The sequence below is a fragment of the Bradyrhizobium sp. USDA 4011 genome, from assembly GCF_054063415.1.
Map to the genome: position 1 here is coordinate 6,814,275 of NZ_JBSSGG010000001.1, position 17,397 is coordinate 6,831,671.

15 protein-coding genes and 1 pseudogene are annotated in these 17,397 nt (G+C 65.8%); 3 read left to right on the plus strand and 13 right to left on the minus strand.

Going from position 1 to position 17,397, the window contains the following annotated elements; translation table 11 throughout:
* Positions 1-26 precede the first annotated feature (26 nt).
* Positions 27-2,651 (minus strand): ATP-dependent helicase, encoded by a 2,625-nt coding sequence (locus ACVW1C_RS32085; RefSeq protein ID WP_456761688.1) that lies wholly within the window; start codon positions 2,649-2,651, stop codon positions 27-29.
* A gap of 304 nt (positions 2,652-2,955) precedes the next feature.
* Here ACVW1C_RS32085 and ACVW1C_RS32090 point away from each other — a divergent pair, with 304 nt between their 5' ends.
* The gene (locus ACVW1C_RS32090; protein ID WP_456763230.1) at positions 2,956-3,129 is read left to right on the plus strand and encodes a DUF1328 domain-containing protein; all 174 of its coding nucleotides are present in this window, start codon (positions 2,956-2,958) and stop codon (positions 3,127-3,129) included.
* A 28-nt stretch (positions 3,130-3,157) separates the two neighbouring features.
* Here ACVW1C_RS32090 and ACVW1C_RS32095 read toward each other — a convergent pair whose 3' ends face one another.
* The gene (locus tag ACVW1C_RS32095) at positions 3,158-3,646 is read right to left on the minus strand and encodes a thioesterase family protein (RefSeq protein WP_456763231.1); all 489 of its coding nucleotides are present in this window, start codon (positions 3,644-3,646) and stop codon (positions 3,158-3,160) included.
* 160 nt (positions 3,647-3,806) lie between these two features.
* Here ACVW1C_RS32095 and ACVW1C_RS32100 point away from each other — a divergent pair, with 160 nt between their 5' ends.
* Positions 3,807-5,231 carry an FAD-binding oxidoreductase gene (locus ACVW1C_RS32100; RefSeq protein ID WP_456761689.1) on the plus strand — a complete coding sequence of 475 codons (1,425 nt, stop codon included), beginning with the start codon at positions 3,807-3,809 and terminating at the stop codon, positions 5,229-5,231.
* A 246-nt stretch (positions 5,232-5,477) separates the two neighbouring features.
* Here ACVW1C_RS32100 and ACVW1C_RS32105 read toward each other — a convergent pair whose 3' ends face one another.
* The 11 genes and pseudogenes from ACVW1C_RS32105 to ACVW1C_RS32155 all read right to left on the minus strand — a co-directional run bounded on the left by ACVW1C_RS32105 (position 5,478) and on the right by ACVW1C_RS32155 (position 15,063).
* On the minus strand, positions 5,478-7,166 hold the full coding sequence (locus tag ACVW1C_RS32105; RefSeq protein ID WP_456761690.1) for a SulP family inorganic anion transporter: 1,689 nt from the start codon (positions 7,164-7,166) through the stop codon (positions 5,478-5,480).
* A gap of 97 nt (positions 7,167-7,263) precedes the next feature.
* Entirely contained in the window at positions 7,264-8,253 is a 990-nt protein-coding gene (locus ACVW1C_RS32110) for a hypothetical protein (RefSeq protein ID WP_456761691.1), read from the minus strand.
* Positions 8,250-9,026, minus strand: coding sequence for a creatininase family protein (locus tag ACVW1C_RS32115; RefSeq protein ID WP_456761692.1), 777 nt, complete (start codon positions 9,024-9,026; stop codon positions 8,250-8,252). Before ACVW1C_RS32115 ends, ACVW1C_RS32110 begins: the two co-directional genes overlap by 4 nt.
* A 12-nt stretch (positions 9,027-9,038) precedes the next feature.
* Positions 9,039-9,824 (minus strand): HvfC/BufC family peptide modification chaperone, encoded by a 786-nt coding sequence (locus tag ACVW1C_RS32120; RefSeq protein ID WP_456761693.1) that lies wholly within the window; start codon positions 9,822-9,824, stop codon positions 9,039-9,041.
* Positions 9,821-10,720: an MNIO family bufferin maturase gene (gene bufB, locus ACVW1C_RS32125; protein ID WP_456761694.1), complete on the minus strand. Its 900-nt coding sequence runs from the start codon at positions 10,718-10,720 to the stop codon at positions 9,821-9,823. The genes ACVW1C_RS32120 and bufB overlap by 4 nt, the downstream gene beginning before the upstream one ends.
* 101 nt (positions 10,721-10,821) lie before the next feature.
* Positions 10,822-11,079, minus strand: coding sequence for a BufA2 family periplasmic bufferin-type metallophore (gene bufA2 / locus ACVW1C_RS32130; protein ID WP_021077200.1), 258 nt, complete (start codon positions 11,077-11,079; stop codon positions 10,822-10,824).
* A gap of 182 nt (positions 11,080-11,261) precedes the next feature.
* Entirely contained in the window at positions 11,262-11,525 is a 264-nt protein-coding gene (gene bufA2, locus ACVW1C_RS32135; RefSeq protein ID WP_456761695.1) for a BufA2 family periplasmic bufferin-type metallophore, read from the minus strand.
* A gap of 321 nt (positions 11,526-11,846) precedes the next feature.
* Positions 11,847-13,400, minus strand: a complete 1,554-nt coding sequence (locus ACVW1C_RS32140; RefSeq protein WP_456761696.1) for a beta-L-arabinofuranosidase domain-containing protein — start codon at positions 13,398-13,400, stop codon at positions 11,847-11,849.
* 16 nt (positions 13,401-13,416) lie between these two features.
* Positions 13,417-13,521 (minus strand): annotated as a pseudogene (locus tag ACVW1C_RS32145) (DUF255 domain-containing protein); the annotation flags it as partial.
* 212 nt (positions 13,522-13,733) lie between these two features.
* A complete protein-coding gene (locus ACVW1C_RS32150; protein WP_456761697.1) occupies positions 13,734-14,198 on the minus strand; it encodes a DoxX family protein in 465 nt (154 codons plus the stop codon).
* 133 nt (positions 14,199-14,331) lie between these two features.
* Positions 14,332-15,063: a cytochrome c biogenesis CcdA family protein gene (locus ACVW1C_RS32155; RefSeq protein WP_456761698.1), complete on the minus strand. Its 732-nt coding sequence runs from the start codon at positions 15,061-15,063 to the stop codon at positions 14,332-14,334.
* 190 nt (positions 15,064-15,253) lie between these two features.
* Between ACVW1C_RS32155 and ACVW1C_RS32160 the strand changes: the two genes are divergently transcribed.
* A complete protein-coding gene (locus ACVW1C_RS32160) occupies positions 15,254-17,299 on the plus strand; it encodes an adenylate/guanylate cyclase domain-containing protein (RefSeq protein ID WP_456761699.1) in 2,046 nt (681 codons plus the stop codon).
* Positions 17,300-17,397 lie beyond the last annotated feature (98 nt).

The window sequence follows — 17,397 nt, forward strand, 5'->3', positions numbered from 1 at the left end:
AAAGCGGCCGGAGGAAGGCCGCTATCTCACGCCCGCTCCACAAAGCTGTCGACTACCTTCTTCTCGCCGGCCTTTTCGAAGGCGATGGTCAGCTTGTTGCCGTCGACTTTCACCACATGGCCGTAACCGAATTTCTGGTGAAACACCCGGTCATCCAGCGAAAATTCCGACACCGTGCCGGTGGATTTCGCCACCAGCTCGCCCTCGATCACCATGGGGCCGCGCTTGGTGCGATTGAAGTTATCGGATGAAAACGAGGATTGCCGCTCCTCGAAGCCGCCGCTGCCGCGTCCCCCGCCGCCGCGATTGCGGTTGGCCTGGGCGCGCTGCCAGCCCGGGGTCGAATAGCTCGAGCCGAATGATTCGAGGTTGTCGAAGCGCGAGGCGCCATAGCCGCCGCTGCCGCCCCAGCCCGATCCGCCCTTGGATTCGGTGATCTCGACATTGTGCGCCGGCAGCTCGTCGAGGAAGCGCGACGGGATCGTGGTCGACCAGGTGCCATGGATGCGGCGGTTGGTCGCGAAATAGATCTTGGCGCGGCGGCGGGCGCGGGTCAGCCCGACATGCGCGAGGCGGCGCTCCTCCTCGAGCCCCGCGCGGCCCTGTTCGTCGAGCGTGCGCTGGCTCGGGAACAGGCCTTCCTCCCAGCCCGGCAGGAACACGTTGTCGAACTCCAGGCCCTTGGCCGAATGCAGCGTCATCAGCGACACGGCTTCGTCGCCGGCCTCGCCGTCGCGGTCCATCACCAGCGAGATATGTTCGAGAAACCCTTGCAGGTTCTCGAATTCCTCCATCGAACGCACCAGCTCCTTGAGGTTGTCGAGCCGGCCGGCGGCGTCGGCCGAGCGGTCCTTCTGCCACATCTCGGTATAGCCGCTCTCGTCGAGCACGATCTCGGCGAGCTCGGTATGCGAGGTGACCTCGCGCTGGGCGCGCCAGCGGTCGAACTGCATCACGAGATCGCGCAGCGACCCGCGTGCCTTCGGCTTCAGCTCGTCGGTCTCGACCACGGCGCGCGCCGCCTCGAACAGCGGAATGCGGCGCTTGCGGGCATGGTCGTGCAGCAGCTGCACGGTGGCATCGCCGAGCCCTCGTTTCGGCACGTTGACGATGCGCTCGAAGGCGAGATCGTCGGCCGGTGAGTTGATGGTGCGCAAGTACGCCAGCGCATCGCGGATTTCGGCGCGCTCATAGAATCTGGGGCCGCCGATCACGCGGTAGGGCAGGCCGAGCGTGACGAAGCGGTCTTCGAACTCGCGCATCTGGAACGAGGCGCGGACCAGGATGGCGACGTCGTTGAGGTTTTCGCCCGCGCGCTGCAACTCCTCAAGCTCCTCGCCGATCGCGCGCGCTTCCTCCTCCGAATCCCACGAACCGGTGACGGTGACCTTCTCGCCGTCGACATCCTCGGTGCGCAGCGTCTTGCCGAGCCGGCCTTCATTGTGCGCGATCAGATGCGAGGCCGCGGCCAGGATGTGGCCGGTGGAGCGGTAGTTGCGCTCGAGGCGGATCACCTTGGCGCCGGGGAAGTCGTGCTCGAAGCGCAGGATGTTGTCGACCTCGGCGCCGCGCCAGCCATAGATCGACTGGTCGTCGTCGCCAACGCAGCAGATGTTTTTCAGTGGCGCAGGAGCAGTCTTCTCCCTCTCCCCGTCCTTCACGGGGAGAGGGTCGGGGTGAGGGGCTGTTTCCGCGAGCACCGTCTGCGGAGACTCCCCCTCACCCGACGCACTCTGGCGCGCAATTGCGCTGCCGAGTGCGTCGACCTCTCCCCGCAAGCGGGGCGAGGTAAGATCGCCCGGAATCACCGCCGAGAGCGGTGCGCCCGGCCGCGACGTCGCCTGCGACAGCAGCCGCAGCCACAGATACTGCGCGACGTTGGTGTCCTGATATTCGTCCACCAGGATGAACTTGAAGCGGTTCTGGTACTGCCGCAGCACGTCCGGATTTTCGCGGAACAGCCTGATGTTCTCGAGCAGGAGGTCGCCGAAATCAGCCGCGTTGAGGATCTTCAGCCGCTCCTGATAGGTCGCGTAGATCTTGCCGCCCTTGCCGTTGCCGAACGAGGCGGCCTCGCCCGCCGGCACCTGCGACGGCGACAGCCCGCGATTCTTCCAGCTGTCGATCAGGCCGGCCAGCATCCGCGCCGGCCAGCGCTTGTCGTCGATGTTCTCGGCCTGCAGCAACTGCTTCAGCAGCCGCACCTGGTCGTCGACGTCGAGCACCGTGAAGTTGGATTTGAGCTGCACCAGCTCGGCATGGATGCGCAGGATGCGGCCGCCGATCGAGTGGAAGGTGCCGAGCCACGGCATGCCCTCGACCGCCTGGCCGAGCATCTGGCCGAGCCGCAGCTTCATCTCGCGCGCTGCCTTGTTGGTGAAGGTCACCGACAGGATCTCTTGTGGACGCGCGCGGCCCTGGCTCAGGATATGCGCGATGCGCGTGGTCAGCACGCGCGTCTTGCCGGTGCCAGCGCCGGCAAGCACCAGCACGGGGCCGTCGAGCGTCTCGACCGCCTCGCGCTGCTCCGGATTGAGGCCGTTGAGATATTGCGGAACGCCCGCCGCTGCCCGCGCACGCGCGGCGATGCCGCCAGCCACCGGCTGGTGCTCGGGAACGCCGTGATGGGGCAATTTGCTCGGCTCGGTCATTGGCGAATCGTCTCAGTCCCACGATGGCACCGTGGGACGGTGAAGGGGAGCCTTCTTAACAGGGATTGAAGGCCATATAGGGCCTGATCGGCCGTTTTGACAGGTTTTATCGCGGCCGACTGGAACGGTTTTGGCAGCAGCGCACGATCGGTCTGGTTCCTGAAATCGACGAAAATTTCGCGGTTTCGCGGTCTGGAACCAGCGTTTCCCCGCAGGATTGTTTCAACAGATGCGGCGCTGGGCAACGCCCGCGCCAGGAATCGAACAAGGAATCGAACAAGGACACGAAGCGAGAGGTTTGATCATGTTAAGCTGGGTCGTCACATTCTTGGTCATCGCCCTGATCGCGGGCGTTTTGGGCTTTGGCGGCATCGCCGGCGCCTCGATCGAAATCGCCAAGGCGGTCTTCTTCATCGCCATCATCCTGTTCCTCGTGTCGGCGGTGGTCGGATTGGCGCGCGGCCGCACGAGAGTGTAGCGAAAGGCTGGGTCTAGCGAAGGGCTCGCTATTTCTTCGTGGGCATCGCCACGTTCCGGCCGATGCCCACGGGACGCGGCACGCCCGCATAGCTATCCACGATCTTCTGAATGCGGGTGCGGATGTCAGGTGGAAACGGCGCCACCTTGCGCGCTTCCATGTCGATGTGCAGCGTGAGGTTTTCCGACGTCGCGGACAGCCAACCCTCGGTGGCGTGGCGCAGCTCCTCGAACGTATGCAGCCGCTTTTCGTCGGCGCCGAGCAGGAAGACCGAAACCTGCACGGGATCGCCGAGATGGATTTCCTGCAAGTACCGGACATGGCACTCGGCCGTGAAGGTCGAGCAGTGCCGCTCCTTCATATAGGCCGGCCCGATGCCGAGCTGCAGCCACATCTCGTCGATGGCGCGGTCGAACATCACATTGTAATAGGCCATGTTGAGATGGCCGTTATAGTCGATCCATTGCGGCTCGATCTGCATCACCGAGGATTTGAACGGGGAGGGCGGAAGCGGCATCTCGTTGGCGGCAGTCGGCAAAGTCATGATCGATCCCGGTTTCGTTGGCGTGCGAGCATGAGCTTTTCTGTGACTCCGGCGTCCACTTTTTCAAGTCAGGCTCTCTTGACCCCTTATACAAGCTTTGCCACGGTCGGCTAAAGCCGGGAGGAAATTTGACGTGGCGACAACGATTTCGAGCAATCTGACGCGACCTGAGCCGCAAGCCCTGAAGCGCACGATCGACGCGCTGGCGGCGCGGTTCGGCAACCGGCTCGTCACGTCGCAGGCCGTGCGCGAACAGCACGCCCATACCACCACCTGGCTGCCGAACCAGCCGCCCGATGCTGTGGTGATGGCGCAGGAAACCGCCGACATCCAGGACGTGGTGCGGATTTGCGCCGCCAATCGCGTGCCCGTTATCGCCTTCGGCACCGGAACCTCGCTGGAGGGGCAGGTCAACGCGCCGGCGGGCGGTGTCTGCATCGACCTGCGCGACATGAACAAGGTGCTCGAGGTGCATGCCGAGGACCTCGACTGCGTGATCCAGCCCGGTGTGACCCGCAAGGCGCTGAACGAGCATCTGCGCGACCAGGGCCTGTTCTTCCCGATCGATCCCGGCGCCGATGCCTCGCTCGGCGGCATGACCTCGACCCGCGCCTCCGGCACCAACGCGGTGCGCTACGGCACCATGCGCGAGAACGTGCTGGCGCTGAAGGTGGTGCGCGGCGACGGCGAGATCATCACCACCGGCACGCGGGCCAAGAAGTCGTCGGCCGGTTACGACCTGACCCATCTGTTCATCGGCGCCGAGGGTACGCTCGGCATCATCTCCGAGCTCACCATCCGCCTGCGCGGCATTCCCGACACGATCGCGGCCGCCGCCTGTTCGTTCGAGACGGTGCGGGGCGCCTGCCAGGCCACGATCCTCGCGATCCAGACCGGCATTCCGGTCGCGCGGATCGAGCTGCTCAATGCCGCGCAGGTGAAGGCCTGCAACAATTATTCAAAACTGTCGCTGCCGGAGACGCCGCTGCTGCTACTGGAATTCCACGGCAGCGAGGTCGAGGTCGCCGAGCAGTCGAAGAATTTCCGCGACATCGCCGCCGAGTGCGGGGGCGGTGACTTCAGCTGGACCACCAAGCCGGAGGACCGCACCAAACTGTGGCAGGCCCGGCATGACGCCTACTGGTCCGTCAAGGCGCTGCGCCCCGGCGACAGCATCGGCGTCGTCGCAACCGACGTCTGCGTGCCGATCTCGCGGCTTGCCGACTGCGTCACCGAGACCGAGGACGATCTGAAGCGGCTCAATCTGCTGTCGCCGATCGTCGGCCATGTCGGCGACGGCAATTTCCACTGCTCGCTGGTCTGCGACGTCAACGACAAGGACGAGATGGCGCGCGGCGAGGAGTTCATGCATCGGCTCGTCGAACGGGCGCAGGCCATGGGCGGCACCTGCACCGGCGAGCACGGCATTGGCCAGGGCAAGCAGAAATATCTGCAGGCCGAGCTCGGGGTGGAGGCGCTCGACGCGATGCGGGCGCTGAAGCAGGCGCTCGATCCGCAGAATATCTTCAATCCCGGCAAGATCGTTCCTGCGGTTTAACCGATCGGATATTCCGGCCGCAGGACGTCGCGATGTCGTGGTTCAGCAAGGCCAAGCGGAAGGATATCCGGGACAATCCCGTGGCGCAGCCGCTCGGCGACATCGAGGCTGCGCAGAGGATCCGTGCGATCTGCCGCGATGCCGCCGGCTGCGCCGAGGCGGTCGTGCGGAGACACCCCACCCCGGCCCCCCGCAAGCGGGAGAGGGAGCACAGCGCTTTCGCGGCGGCGGCAATCAAGCCAATCCCTAGCTCTGTCCGCCCAGCTTACGGACCGCTTCATCGACGCTGTGGAAGACGTGGTCCCTCTGCAGCACGCCGTAGAGATCGAAGCGCTCGAACGCCGCCTGCGCGCGGGTGGATTCGAGCCGCGCCACCGCCACGGTCACGCCGTCATCGCGGCACTCGCGAAACAGGTCGCGCAGCGTCTGTGCCGCCGTGAAGTCGATCTCGACCATGCCGCTGGCCTCGATCACCAGCAGTTTCGGCTTGGGTGCCGCTCTGCCGATGGCCTTGAGCACGCCGCTTTGGAATCCTTCCGCGTTAAGGAACGACAACGGCGCCTGCAGGCCGACCACGGCAATGCCGGGCATGCGCTCGCCGGTGACGTGCGGCCCCGTCGGCCACCAGATCGTGGTGCCGGGCACATGGACGAATTCGACCAGCTGGCCGCGGGTCGTGGTCCAGATGCCGTGCAGCAGCGACAGCCCGATGCCGACGGCGACGCCTTGCTCGATCGGCAGCACGATGATCGCGGCCGCCGTCGCCACCACCAGCAGGAATTCGTAGAACGACTGGCGGAAGATCACGACGATCTGCTTCACGCGGATGATGCGCAGCGCCACGAACAGCAGGACGCCGCCGAGCGCGGCATCGGGCACGTGCTGCAGCAGCGTCGCACCGAACGCCAGCAGCGCGAGCACGATGGCGGCGGCAAACAGCCCGGCGAGCTGCGTACGGCCGCCGGTCTCCGACACGATGCCGGTCCGCGGCGGGCTGGCGTTGACGGGGAAGGCGCCGAACAGGCCGGCGAGCAGGCTGCCGGCGCCGGCGCCGACGAAGTCGCGATCGACGTCGGCCGGCTTGTCCGGATCCGATAGAAACGAGCGTGTCGTCGCCGCGGTCTGCACCATGACGACGATGGCGATCAGGATCGCCAGTGATGCCAGCTTCGCCCATCGCTCCGGCGCGATGTCCGGAAACGTCGCCGTTGGCAGCGACCCGGACACGGTGCCGACCACCTTGACGCCCTCGCTTTCGAGATGGCCGGCGATCACCGCGACGGTGGCCACGACAAGGCCGATCAGTGCGCCGGGAATTCGCGCGCTGATCATCTCCGATCCGGCGACCAGCGCCAGCACGCCGAGACCGATCGCCAGCGTGTAGGCATTGGTCTGGCCGATCTTTTCGCCGAGGACCCCGAGCTTGTAGAGCGTCGGCCCGTCCGGCGTGGTCAGGCCGAGCACGCCGGGCAGTTGCGAGACCAGGATGTGGACGGAAATGCCGGCGAGGAAGCCGACCGTCACCGGCGTCGACAGCAGATTGGCGATCCAGCCGAGCTTGAACAGTCCGCCGGCGATCATGATCGCGCCGACCATCAGCGCCAGTGCCATCGCCAGCGACTGATAGTCGGGTGTCCCAGCGGTCGCCATCAGCGCCAGGCCGGCCGCGAAGATCGGCGTGATCGTGGAATCGGCGCCGCACGACAGGAAGCGGTTGGCGCCGAACATCGCAAAGCCGAGCGAGCCGGCCATGAAGGCAAAGAAACCGATCTGCGGCGAGAAGCCGCCGAGCCGCGCGGTCGCCATCTGCTCCGGGATCGCGATCGCGGCGAGCGTCAGCCCGGCGATCAGATCGCCCGGCAAGTCGCCTGGCCGGAACGCGCTGAGCGAACGGAAGATCGGCCAGCTGGCGCCTGTCTGATGAACGTCGGCCATCGGTCTCCCATGGGAATTGCGGCGATTCGCCGATAGTCCGACATCGCGCCGGCAAAATCCAGCGGCGTAGGGCTGTGCGCAGCCGCGCAGCGGGTCGCTATCTCGCGCGCGCCTCGGTGATTGCCTTGCGGATATCGGCCAGCGGCGCGCTATCGTCGAATTCGACGCTCTCACCCTGCAGCCTGACGCCGAGATCGCGCCACAGCGCGGCGAGATCGGGCGTCACGGGCTTCGATCCCCATTCGCTGTGCAGCCGCGTCAGGACGTCGACGCCGACGGCCTTGTCGGCGGTCGAGAGCACGCGTGCGATCGGCCAGTCCTTTTCGTGGTTGCCGCCGGCGGCGAGCACGCCGCGCATGGCATTCTGCAAGCCGAATTTGTTGCCGGTGCGCTTGCGGATCTCGACATCGGCGAACAGGCAGAACATCGCGCCGCCCCAGTATTTCCGGCCCCAGGTGTCGGTATTGTCGAGGCCCTCATCGCCGGCCTGCGGCAGGCCCTTGGGCATGTCGCGCAGCATCGCCAGCCAGATCTCCCGCGCCGTGAGATCGCCGGCCTGCACCCGCGCGATCGGCTCGACATAAACCGCGAGCCCCTCCGACAGCCAGGCGTAGCGGTCGTCGAGGTCGGGCAGGGCGGTGTGCACCATCTCGTGTACGATCACCCAGTCGCGCTTGAGATCGTCGACGCCCGCGTCGCGGCCGATCGGCAGGCGGATCGCGGCGCCGCGATAGCCCCAGGTGGTGCCGCCGCGCACGCGCGAACCACCGACCGGCACGATCAAGAGCCGCAACGAGCTGACCGGAAACCGGCCGTAATAGATCGAGACCGCGCGGGCGGACGCCTTGATCCAGTCGAATATCTTGTCCTTCGGCAGCGCCATCTCGCCGGGTGCGAACCCGACATGGATGGTGGCGCCGGCGACGTCGAGATCGGTCTTGGGCAGCCGGTCGAAGGCGTCGTAAGGCATGCCCTCGCCACGCATGAACTCGGACTGCGCCCGGACGTGGCACGATGCGATGCCGATGAGGATTGCCGCGACCAGCATCGCGCCCGCGATCACGCGATATGTCGGGATGCTCTTCATCGCGGTGTGCCGCGCCGCTGTGGCATGGCGTTCTCGCCAAGGGCCGCAGTCACCTGATCGCCGAGATCGTCGAGAATCGCCGCGAGCAGCGCCTCGCCCTTGGCTGATGTCGCGAGCGTCGGATCGCCGTAACTGCCGGAGCGGCTGTAGTTCGGCGAAGTGCTGTCCGACGGCGTCAAGCAGCCGGGCACCTCGTGCCGCAGGATGGGGCTCGCTTCGGCGCGTTCCGGGTCGACCACGTCCGGAGCCAGCGCCAGCATCAGGGATGTCTCGAGCTCGTCGGCATGGCTGCCATGGCGTTGCTCGGAGATCTGCTCGGCGGTGCGGCGGAAGCGCGGGCCCTGGTAGAGTCGCAGATGCCTCACCCGGGCCGGCTCGAAGCCCGCCAGCGCGCGCTCGACCGGAGCCAGTGTGCTGATTCCCGTGTTGAGCACGAACAATATGCCGATGCCGCCGTCGAGGATGCCGGCGGCGATCTCATGCACCATGGCTTCGAACGTTGCTGCCGACAGGCTGGCGCTGCCGGCATATGCGACGAAAGCGGGGTAGTGACCGTAGGTGACGGTCGGCCAGATCAGCGCGTCGAAGCGTTCGGCGAGATGCGCTGCAAACCATTCGGCCTGCAGGCGGTCGGTGTTGAGCGGCAAATGGAAGCCGTGTTGCTTGGCGGCGGCGCCGATCGGCAGGATCGCCGGCCGCTCAGCCGCAATTCGCCGCGCGACCTCGTCCCAGGTGAGGCGTTCGATGAAATGGCTGACGATGTCGGCGCCCATGCCGCGGGCCCTCTATTTGCGGATGGAAGCCGCCATCAGAAGTCCGGCCGTGATCCAGCCATGCAGATAGCCCGCGCCGCGCGCTGCGGCGTTGTCGGGATCGTCATAGGTTGCGAGCATCTCGCAGAGCACGCCGAACGGAACGCCATCGGAAGCTTCGTCCCACATCATCGCTTCCTCCGTCGGTAGCTCGCGGAACATCGGGGTTGTGTCCTGACGCCAGATCAGCAGGTGGGCGGGTTCGGCGAGCGTCTCTGCCTCGGGCGGCGTCTCGTCGTTCTTCAGTGCCATCCAGACCGCTGCGGCATTGGTCGACAGGTCGACCCTCGCAGCGCTCGGATGCGGCTGGAACACCAGATCGTTCCAGACCTCGGGCGCGAAACCGGCCATCGCCTCCAGCACCAGCACGGCGCCTTCACTCGCGTCGAAGGCGTCGTTCAATGCCTTCTCCAGTGCGGCGAGGTCGGCGAGCACGGGATGGTTGCTGTAGGGCGCGGTGGCCTTCAGGAAATCCGGCAATCCCTGCGAGAACCAGCGCAGGTTCGGATGCTCGGACGGCCGTGCCCTGACGTAGGCATGGCCCATCTCGTCGAACATCTCGTCGCCGAGATAACGGTGCAGCAGTTCGTGGTCGTTGCGCATCGCCTCGACCAGACGCGATCCGTAAGCATAGCGGTAGACGCCGAACAGCGTCTCGCGCGTCTCCTTGGGGCTGTCGAGGATTTCAGTCAGGATGCCGTCATCGCCGCTGAGGATGGCGTGCTGAAACTCGCTCTGCTGGCGCGCGAAGTCGCTCATGCCGCCGGCGCGCCCACGGGCAGCACCTGCTCGGCGATCTCGCGGGTGCGGTCGACCTCGCGCAGCAATTCGTCGAGCGGCGGGATGTTGTCGTCGCGCTCGATCATGGTCGAGATGCGTCCGAACCGCTTCAAGGCCGCAACATAGAGGTCCCAGACATCCTCGCACACCGGATGGTCGTGCGTATCGATGATGTGCGTGCCCATATGGCTGTGGCCCGCCATGTGGAATTGCACCACGCGATCGGCGGGAATGCCGTTGAGGAAGGCCATCGGATCGTAGCCGTGGTTGAAGGCGCTGACATAGACATTGTTGATGTCGAACAGCAGCCAGCAGCCGGAGCGGCGCGACAGCTCGGAGAGGAATTCCCACTCCGTCATCTCGGAATTGCTGAACTGCACATAGGTCGAGACATTCTCGAGCACGATGGCGCGGCCGAGGAAATCCTGCACCAGTTGCACGCGGCTCACGACGTGATCGAGCGCCTCCTGCGTGTAGGGGATCGGCAGCAGATCGTGCAGGTTCTTGCCGTGCACGCCAGTCCAGCACAGATGGTCCGACACCCATTTCGGCTGCACGCGCGTTGCGAGGTCCTTCAGGCCCTGCAGATAGTCGAAGTTCGGCGGCGCGGTGGAGGCGATCGACAGCGAGACGCCGTGCATCACCACGGGATAGCGCGCGCAGATCCGGTCGAGGATGCGCAGCGGCTGGCCGCCCGGCAGCATGTAGTTCTCGCTGATCACCTCGAACCAGTCGATCGGCGGACTTCCGTTCAGGATCTCGTCGTAGTGCTGGGCGCGCAGGCCGAGGCCGAAGCCGAGGAACGGCGGCTTGGCTGATTGCAGCGGGCGCTCTGCGAGCACCGACTTGTCCGGTGATCGGCTCGCAACGTTCATGGCGGCTCCGCGCTTCTGGCGCCAGGATCGCGGCGCCCAACTTCAAAACTATCATGGAAACGAGGCCCGGCCTACACCGGGCCCCGCTTGGTCCGATCCGTTCACCCGGCCTTGAACTTGCCCTTCGCCGCGGTGCAGTCGGCCTTCGTCATCTCCGCAAAGCCCTGGCCCTTGCAGGCATTCTGACCTTTGCAGGCGTGATTGCCGCCCTTGCAGGCGCTCTGGCCCTTGCAGGCATTGGCGCCAACGCATTTGCCTTCGCTCGCAGCGTAGGACTGCGTCGACACCACGGCTCCGGCCAGGAAAAGCGTGGCTGCAGCGGCGGCGAGTGTGGCACCGGACTTGGTTGTAAGCTTCATGAGCGTCTCCTTGTGCAAGATGGTTGAAGGTGCGCCTGCAAACCGTGTGAATTGGCCGAAGGCTGCACCCAGGGATAGCTACGGATATGCACCGCTTTAGTTACCCATGCTGGGATGATTTATCCGCGCCGTGGCGCGAAAAGGCCCGGCGCCATCGCCGAGCCCTCGTGGGACGATTGCGATCAGCTCTTGACGAACTTGCCGCCCATCGCGTTGCACTGCTTTTCGGAGCTCAGCGAGAAGCCGGTGCCCTTGCAGGCATTCAGGCCCTTGCAGGAATTGGCGCCGCCCTTGCATGCGCTCTGGCCCTTGCAGGCATTGCCGGCCATGCACTTGCCCATGGCGGCATTCGCAGGCGTCGAGGTGGTCGAAACCACGGAGCCGGCGAGGAACAGGGTCGCCGCAGCGACGGCGAGCGTTGCGCCGGACTTCGAACTCATCTTCATGACGATCTCCTCGGTGATTGCTTGAAACAAAAAAACATGGCGCCGTGAGCATCCGGCGATCGTTCGATCCCGGACCGCACAACAGATGGACATTCGGAGAACAATCAGATCGCAGGGGCGTCCGCGGCGCGGTGCTTCCCGCGATTTGAGTGCTCGTCCAAGATCAGCTACGGGGTATCAAGCGATTTGGTTACAGCGTTTCAAAAGAAAATTTTGTTTGGTCCGGGTCTGACGCCCGGTCCATGTCAAACACCGTGGGCCAAAGAGTATTTCATTGCGCCAGGTCGATCGGTTTGCTGCACTGCACTGTGTGCATTTTAATCAGTTCTGCGCGGCGCGCGCCGGCTTCAGCTTCGCCATCTGGGCCACGTTGGCCTGCAATTCCGCGGCGCTGAACGCCGGGAACGAACAGATGCGGTTGCTGCAGGCAAAGGCCGCGGGCTCGCCGAGGTCGGGATAGTCGACGTCCGGGTTGGGCGATCTGCCCTCGCGGAGGTCGAGCCATTCGAGCCGCTTGTAGCGGGCGGGCAGGGCGCGGGCGATCGCATGCAGGCGTTGCGCGCGCGTGTCGTCCTTGTGTCCGACGATGGTGACATGCGTCGGCTCGGTGGCGAGTTCCTCATCGGCGAGCAGCACGCCGGGCATCGGCCGCGGCATCTCCGCCGATGCAGCACCGAGATAGCGCATCGCGTGCGCGGCCTGTTCGCGGGTGCCGTCGGTGCCGGTATAGCGATTGAGCATGTTCATGAAGCGTGCGACCTGGATCTGGTCGTCGATCAGCTTGGCCGGCCTGGCGAACACGCCGGCTTCTCCTTCCGGCGTTTTCGAGGTGAGGAAGCCGCCGGCCTCATGGCGGAACGTCGCGGCGAAGTCGCCGGCTCTCACCGCCGATGTCAGCCAGTCGCGATTGCCGGTCGCGGCGTAGAGATCGAGCAGAGCCTGCCCCATTGCGACGGTGTCGCCGAGGAAGGGGCCGCCGCGATCCCTGTCGCCATGGCGGAAACCGCCGTCCGGCAGCGCGCGATTGGCGAGCACCCATTTCGCGGCGCGCTCGGCGATCTCGAGCGCCTTGGGATCGGCGCTCGCGTCATAATAGGCCACGAGGCCCGAGATCGCCCAGCCATTCTCGCGGGCATAGAGGTTCTTGTCGATGCGAGCCAGGCCCAGCTTGCGGCGCGCGGCATCATCAAGCGCGTAATAGGCGTGGCCGTCGACGTCATGATCGAGATCAGCGTCCTGGCTGACATAGAAGGCGCCGTCGGGACCCAGCAGGAAATCCGTCAGGTAACGCTCGACGTTGCGCGCGGCCGCGAGATATTTCGCCTCCTTCCACTGCGCGTAGGCCTGGCTGTATTGCCGCAGATATTGCGACTGGAACGAGATGATCTTCTCGAAATGCGGATGGCTCCAGGAGCCGGCCTCGGAATATTGGAACACGCCGCCCCACACCGGATCGATCAGCGCGGTCGCGGCATCGAGCGTCTGCCTCGCGCGCCTTGTGGCCGTCGTGTCGCCGGCTTCGGCCCGGCTGATCGCAAGGTCGAGGCTGTCGGCATCGATATATTTCTGGTTCTCGCCCCAGCCGCCGAGCTTGTCGTCGTAGGATTCGTCGAATGTCCTGGTCAGCTCGGTGCGTTGCGCCTTGCTGAGAAAGGCCGATGTGGCGGGCTTGACCTCGAACGCCTCACCGACGGACGGGCCGGGCGAGGGATCGTCGATGATGGCCTTGAGCAGCGCCTGCATCCGCTCCGGCTCGATGTAACCCCTGATCTTGGCGATCTCGCTGCCGTCGGGCGCGAACACGATGGTCGCAGGCCAGCCCCAGTCGCCGTAGCGGCTCGAGAGATCCGGATTGGCGTCCTGGTCGACGCGCACCGGGAAGATATTTCGCCGCGAGCAGTTCCTGCACCTTGGGGTCGGCGTAGGTCGTCTTCTCCATCACGTGGCACCAGTGGCACCACACCGCTTCGAGATCGAGGATGACGAACCGCTGCACGGTCGTGGAGCGCGAACAAATCGTGGCTCCAGCCGGTCCATGCCGGGGCGTCCGCCGCAAGCGAGGGCTGCGCGCTCAACGCCATGAGAACTGCGATGCTGCGGACAAGTCTCATGGCGCGCTCCCGGGGGCGAGGGTCGTTTGAGCTACGGGGCCGCCGGGATCGGGGCTCGCACGCTCACGGGATTGTGAGCCGGCTTCCCGGGTTACGCTCAGGTCGGCGCCTTCCGGCCCTCGGCCGTGTTGACCAGCAGGCGGTCCAGCGAGGCGGCGCCGGGACCTGCGATCGCAAGCCACATGAAGGCGGCGAAGTAGGTCGCCTCCTCGAACCCGAGCAGCGTCTCCAGCGAGTCGACGTCGCCCCATTTCGCCGACTTGATCGCGACGATCATCACCACCGCGAGCATCGCGGCGGGGATGCGGGTGAACAGGCCGAGGATCAGCATCGCGCCGCCGAAGCATTCGACGCCGGACACGAAGGGGGTGAGGATGGTCGGGAACGGAATGCCCCAGCCGACGAAGTTCTCGGTGACCTGGGCGAGGTTGGTGAGCTTGCCCCAGCCGGCCAGCATGAAGGTATAGCCGACGATGATCCGCATGATCAGCGGCCCGGCCCAGGAAAAATGCGAGGCGATCCGCGCCGGCAGCAGAACCAGCAGGTTGACGATGAAATTCATGCGAAACCCTCCCAATATTCCGCCACGCAGCCTGCGCCGGCGTTCGGTGCGAACGCGCGTCAACCCGCACGAGCCAAAGCTACGGCTGCGTCATGGTGGGAGTTTCGCCTGACATGGCGGGCTTGTTACGCCCCTAGCCGATATTTTGCAGCGCCGGGAAGGTTTCCAGTAGCCAGACGCTGACGCCGGACACCGCGCCGGTCAGGAAGCCGATGCCGGTGATCACCATCAGCACGCCCATCACGCGCTCGACGGTGTCGAGGTGGCCCTTCATCCGCGCGAACAGTGAGGAGAACTGCTCGACCAGAAAGGCGGCGACCAGGAAGGGGATGCCGAGCCCGGCGGAATACACCGCGAGCAGGCCGGCGCCCTTGGTCACCGTGGCCTCCGCGGCCGCAATCGAGAGGATCGCGGCCAGGATCGGCCCGATGCAGGGCGTCCAGCCGAAGGCGAACGCCAGGCCCATGACATAGGCACCCCACAGCCCGACCGGCTTGGGCGCGGTCAGCCGCCCCTCGCGCATCAACAGGCCGATCCGGGTGATGCCGAGGAAGTGCAGGCCCATGATGATGATGACGATGCCGGCCAGGATCGAGAGCTCGGCCGACCAGGCGCGGACCAGCCCGCCGACGATCGATGCGCTGGCGCCGAGCGCCACGAACACGGTCGAGAAGCCGAGCACGAACATGACCGCCGAGATCATCACCGCGCGCTTGGAGGCTGCGGTGGCGCCGTCCTGGTTGACCTGCTCGATGGTCGCACCGGTCAGGTAGATCAGATAGGGCGGCACCAGCGGCAGCACGCAGGGCGACAGGAAGCTGACTAGGCCGGCGATCAAGGCGGCCGGGATCGTGACGTCGTGCATCAAGGAACCTTCGAGGGTAGCTGTCCTCTCTTGGCGTGTACGCAGCCAACAATCCAGAAGTTTCGTCGTCGGCGCCTTCAACTATGGTCACAGGCCCGTGTCCGGGTGCTGCGTTGCGTCCCGGGCTGGCGAAACAATCGCGAATATGTTCCGTAATGCGGTAAAGCAACCGCTGATCGGGACCTCATCGATGCGCATCGGCATCCGCAGTGCCATCTCCGCCCTCGTCCTGACCTCGATCGTGGTCAGCGCCGTCGGCGTGCATCTGTTGTGGTGGCGCACCGCACAACGGGTGAGCCGGACGCTGGCCGACACCATCAACGACCAGATCGTGTCCGCGGTCGGCGACGAATTGCAGTCGATCACGACCGAAGCGCGCTCGTCGATGACGGCGGTGCGGACGCTGTTGACCGAGAAGGTGCTGGACGCCCGCGACGCGCGCAAGCGGCAGTTCGTGTTCCTGTCGCAGTTGCAGTCGCAACCGACCATCTCGTGGGTTGCGTTCGGCTGGCCGGACGGTTCGTTTTTTGGCGCCCACAAGCTCGGCGACGCCGGCGTCGAGATGCTGACCATCTCGCCCGACCGCAAGCTGCGGGCCGATCAATACGACTATGCCGGCATCGACATCAAGCCGAGGGGCAGCACTGTCGAGGACGGCAAATATCTGGTCACGGAGCAGCCCTGGTTTCGCGATGCGATCGCGGCCCGCGACCAGCAATGGTCGACGCTGACGACGCTGCCCCGCGGCGAACGGCTGGCCGCGATGCTGGCGGTGCCGATCGACGTCGACGGCCAGCGCACCGGCGTGCTCGCCATCATCATCGAATTGACCCGGGTGTCGAACTTCCTTTCGCAGCTCACGGTCGGCAAGTCCGCGGGCGCCTTCCTGCTCGACCGCGACGGCGGCGTGATCGCGTCTCCCGATGCTGACGCCGACGAGCTGAATGCGCAGAAGACCGACCACCCGCTGCTGCCGGTTGCGGTCGCCGCGGTCAGGCAGGCCGGCAAGGCCTACGATCCCGGCGAGGGCGAGGCGTACCGCTCCCAGGTCACGCGGGACGGGCAGGCCTATCAGGCGGTGCTGACGCCGATCTCGTTCCCGGGCTGGTCGCTGGTGACGGTGGTGCCGGAATCCGAATTCCTCGGCCCGGTGCGGATGACGATCCGTAATTTGCTGATCGGGCTTGCGGCGCTGATCGCGGCCGCCGGGCTGTTGTCGGCGTGGCTGGCGCAGCGCCTGATCGCGGCGCCCCTGATCAAGGTGGTCGGCGAGATCAGGCATGTCGAACGCTTCGACCTCGACAAGGTCGAGCGGCATCCGTCGCGCCTTGCCGAGATCGAAAACCTGTCGGGTGCGATCGGCGACATGGCGCAGGGGCTCGCCGCGTTCCGCAAATACATTCCCGCCGATCTGGTGCGGCGGCTGGTCAGCGACGGCAATGGTGCGCGGCTCGGCGGCGCGGTGCGGCCGATGAGCGTGATGTTCGTCGACCTCGCCGGATTCACCGGCATGTCGGAACGGCTGGGTGACCGCATCATTCCGCTGCTGTCGCATTACTTCGACATCGTCTCCGCAGCGATCCAGCAGGAGAACGGCACCATCGACAAGTTCATCGGGGACGCCGTGATGGCGTTCTGGGGCGCGCCGGCGGCCAATCCGGATCATGCCGCGGATTGCTGCCGGGCGGCGCTCGCCTGCCAGCGCGCGGTCGCGCAGGCCGGCCTCGCCGACGACAAGGGAGAGGCGGTCAGGATCCGGATCGGCATCAATTCCGGCGATATGCTGGTCGGCAATATTGGCTCCGAAGTGCGGCTCAACTACACCGTGATCGGCGATGCCGTGAACATCGCGAGCCGTCTCGAGGGCACCAACAAGGTCTATGGATCGACCATCATCATCGGTCCGGAGACGCGGCGTCTCGCCGGTGACCGCATCGTCGTCCGCGAGCTCGACCGGCTCGCCGTCTACGGCCGCGCCGGCGGGCTCGAAATTTACGAATTGATCGCCATGGCCGACGAGGGCGCGATCGCGCGCGACTGGATCGCGCCCTACGAGGCCGGGCTTGCGGCCTGGTGCGCCGGCGATTTCACCGCGGCGATCGCGGCGTTCGAGAGGTCCTTGCAACTCCGCGGCACGGATGCGGCGTCAGCGCAGATGATCGCGCGATGCAGGCATCAGCTCGCCAATCCCACCGATGAGGATTGGGACGGCACCACGGTGGCGCGGTCGAAATAGCGGCGTCGCGGCCCGTCTCACCCGATCGAGGGGCGCTTCGCGGGTCGTCACGAACGTGGGTCGAGATGCGGTGGACGCCGAGCGTGGTGCTGACGAGA

Excerpts from the sequence above, each read along its gene's own strand:
- bufA2 (WP_456761695.1), bottom strand. The coding sequence starts at position 11,525 with ATGAAGATGAGTTCGAAGTCCGGCGCAACGCTCGCCGTCGCTGCGGCG.
- ACVW1C_RS32120 (WP_456761693.1), bottom strand. The coding sequence starts at position 9,824 with ATGAGCGACTTCGCGCGCCAGCAGAGCGAGTTTCAGCACGCCATCCTC.
- ACVW1C_RS32115 (WP_456761692.1), bottom strand. The coding sequence starts at position 9,026 with ATGGGCGCCGACATCGTCAGCCATTTCATCGAACGCCTCACCTGGGAC.
- bufB (WP_456761694.1), bottom strand. The coding sequence starts at position 10,720 with ATGAACGTTGCGAGCCGATCACCGGACAAGTCGGTGCTCGCAGAGCGC.
- ACVW1C_RS32095 (WP_456763231.1), bottom strand. The coding sequence starts at position 3,646 with ATGCCGCTTCCGCCCTCCCCGTTCAAATCCTCGGTGATGCAGATCGAG.
- ACVW1C_RS32155 (WP_456761698.1), bottom strand. The coding sequence starts at position 15,063 with ATGCACGACGTCACGATCCCGGCCGCCTTGATCGCCGGCCTAGTCAGC.
- ACVW1C_RS32090 (WP_456763230.1), top strand. The coding sequence starts at position 2,956 with ATGTTAAGCTGGGTCGTCACATTCTTGGTCATCGCCCTGATCGCGGGC.
- ACVW1C_RS32105 (WP_456761690.1), bottom strand. The coding sequence starts at position 7,166 with ATGGCCGACGTTCATCAGACAGGCGCCAGCTGGCCGATCTTCCGTTCG.
- ACVW1C_RS32110 (WP_456761691.1), bottom strand. The coding sequence starts at position 8,253 with ATGAAGAGCATCCCGACATATCGCGTGATCGCGGGCGCGATGCTGGTC.
- ACVW1C_RS32160 (WP_456761699.1), top strand. The coding sequence starts at position 15,254 with ATGCGCATCGGCATCCGCAGTGCCATCTCCGCCCTCGTCCTGACCTCG.
- ACVW1C_RS32150 (WP_456761697.1), bottom strand. The coding sequence starts at position 14,198 with ATGAATTTCATCGTCAACCTGCTGGTTCTGCTGCCGGCGCGGATCGCC.
- ACVW1C_RS32085 (WP_456761688.1), bottom strand. The coding sequence starts at position 2,651 with ATGACCGAGCCGAGCAAATTGCCCCATCACGGCGTTCCCGAGCACCAG.
- bufA2 (WP_021077200.1), bottom strand. The coding sequence starts at position 11,079 with ATGAAGCTTACAACCAAGTCCGGTGCCACACTCGCCGCCGCTGCAGCC.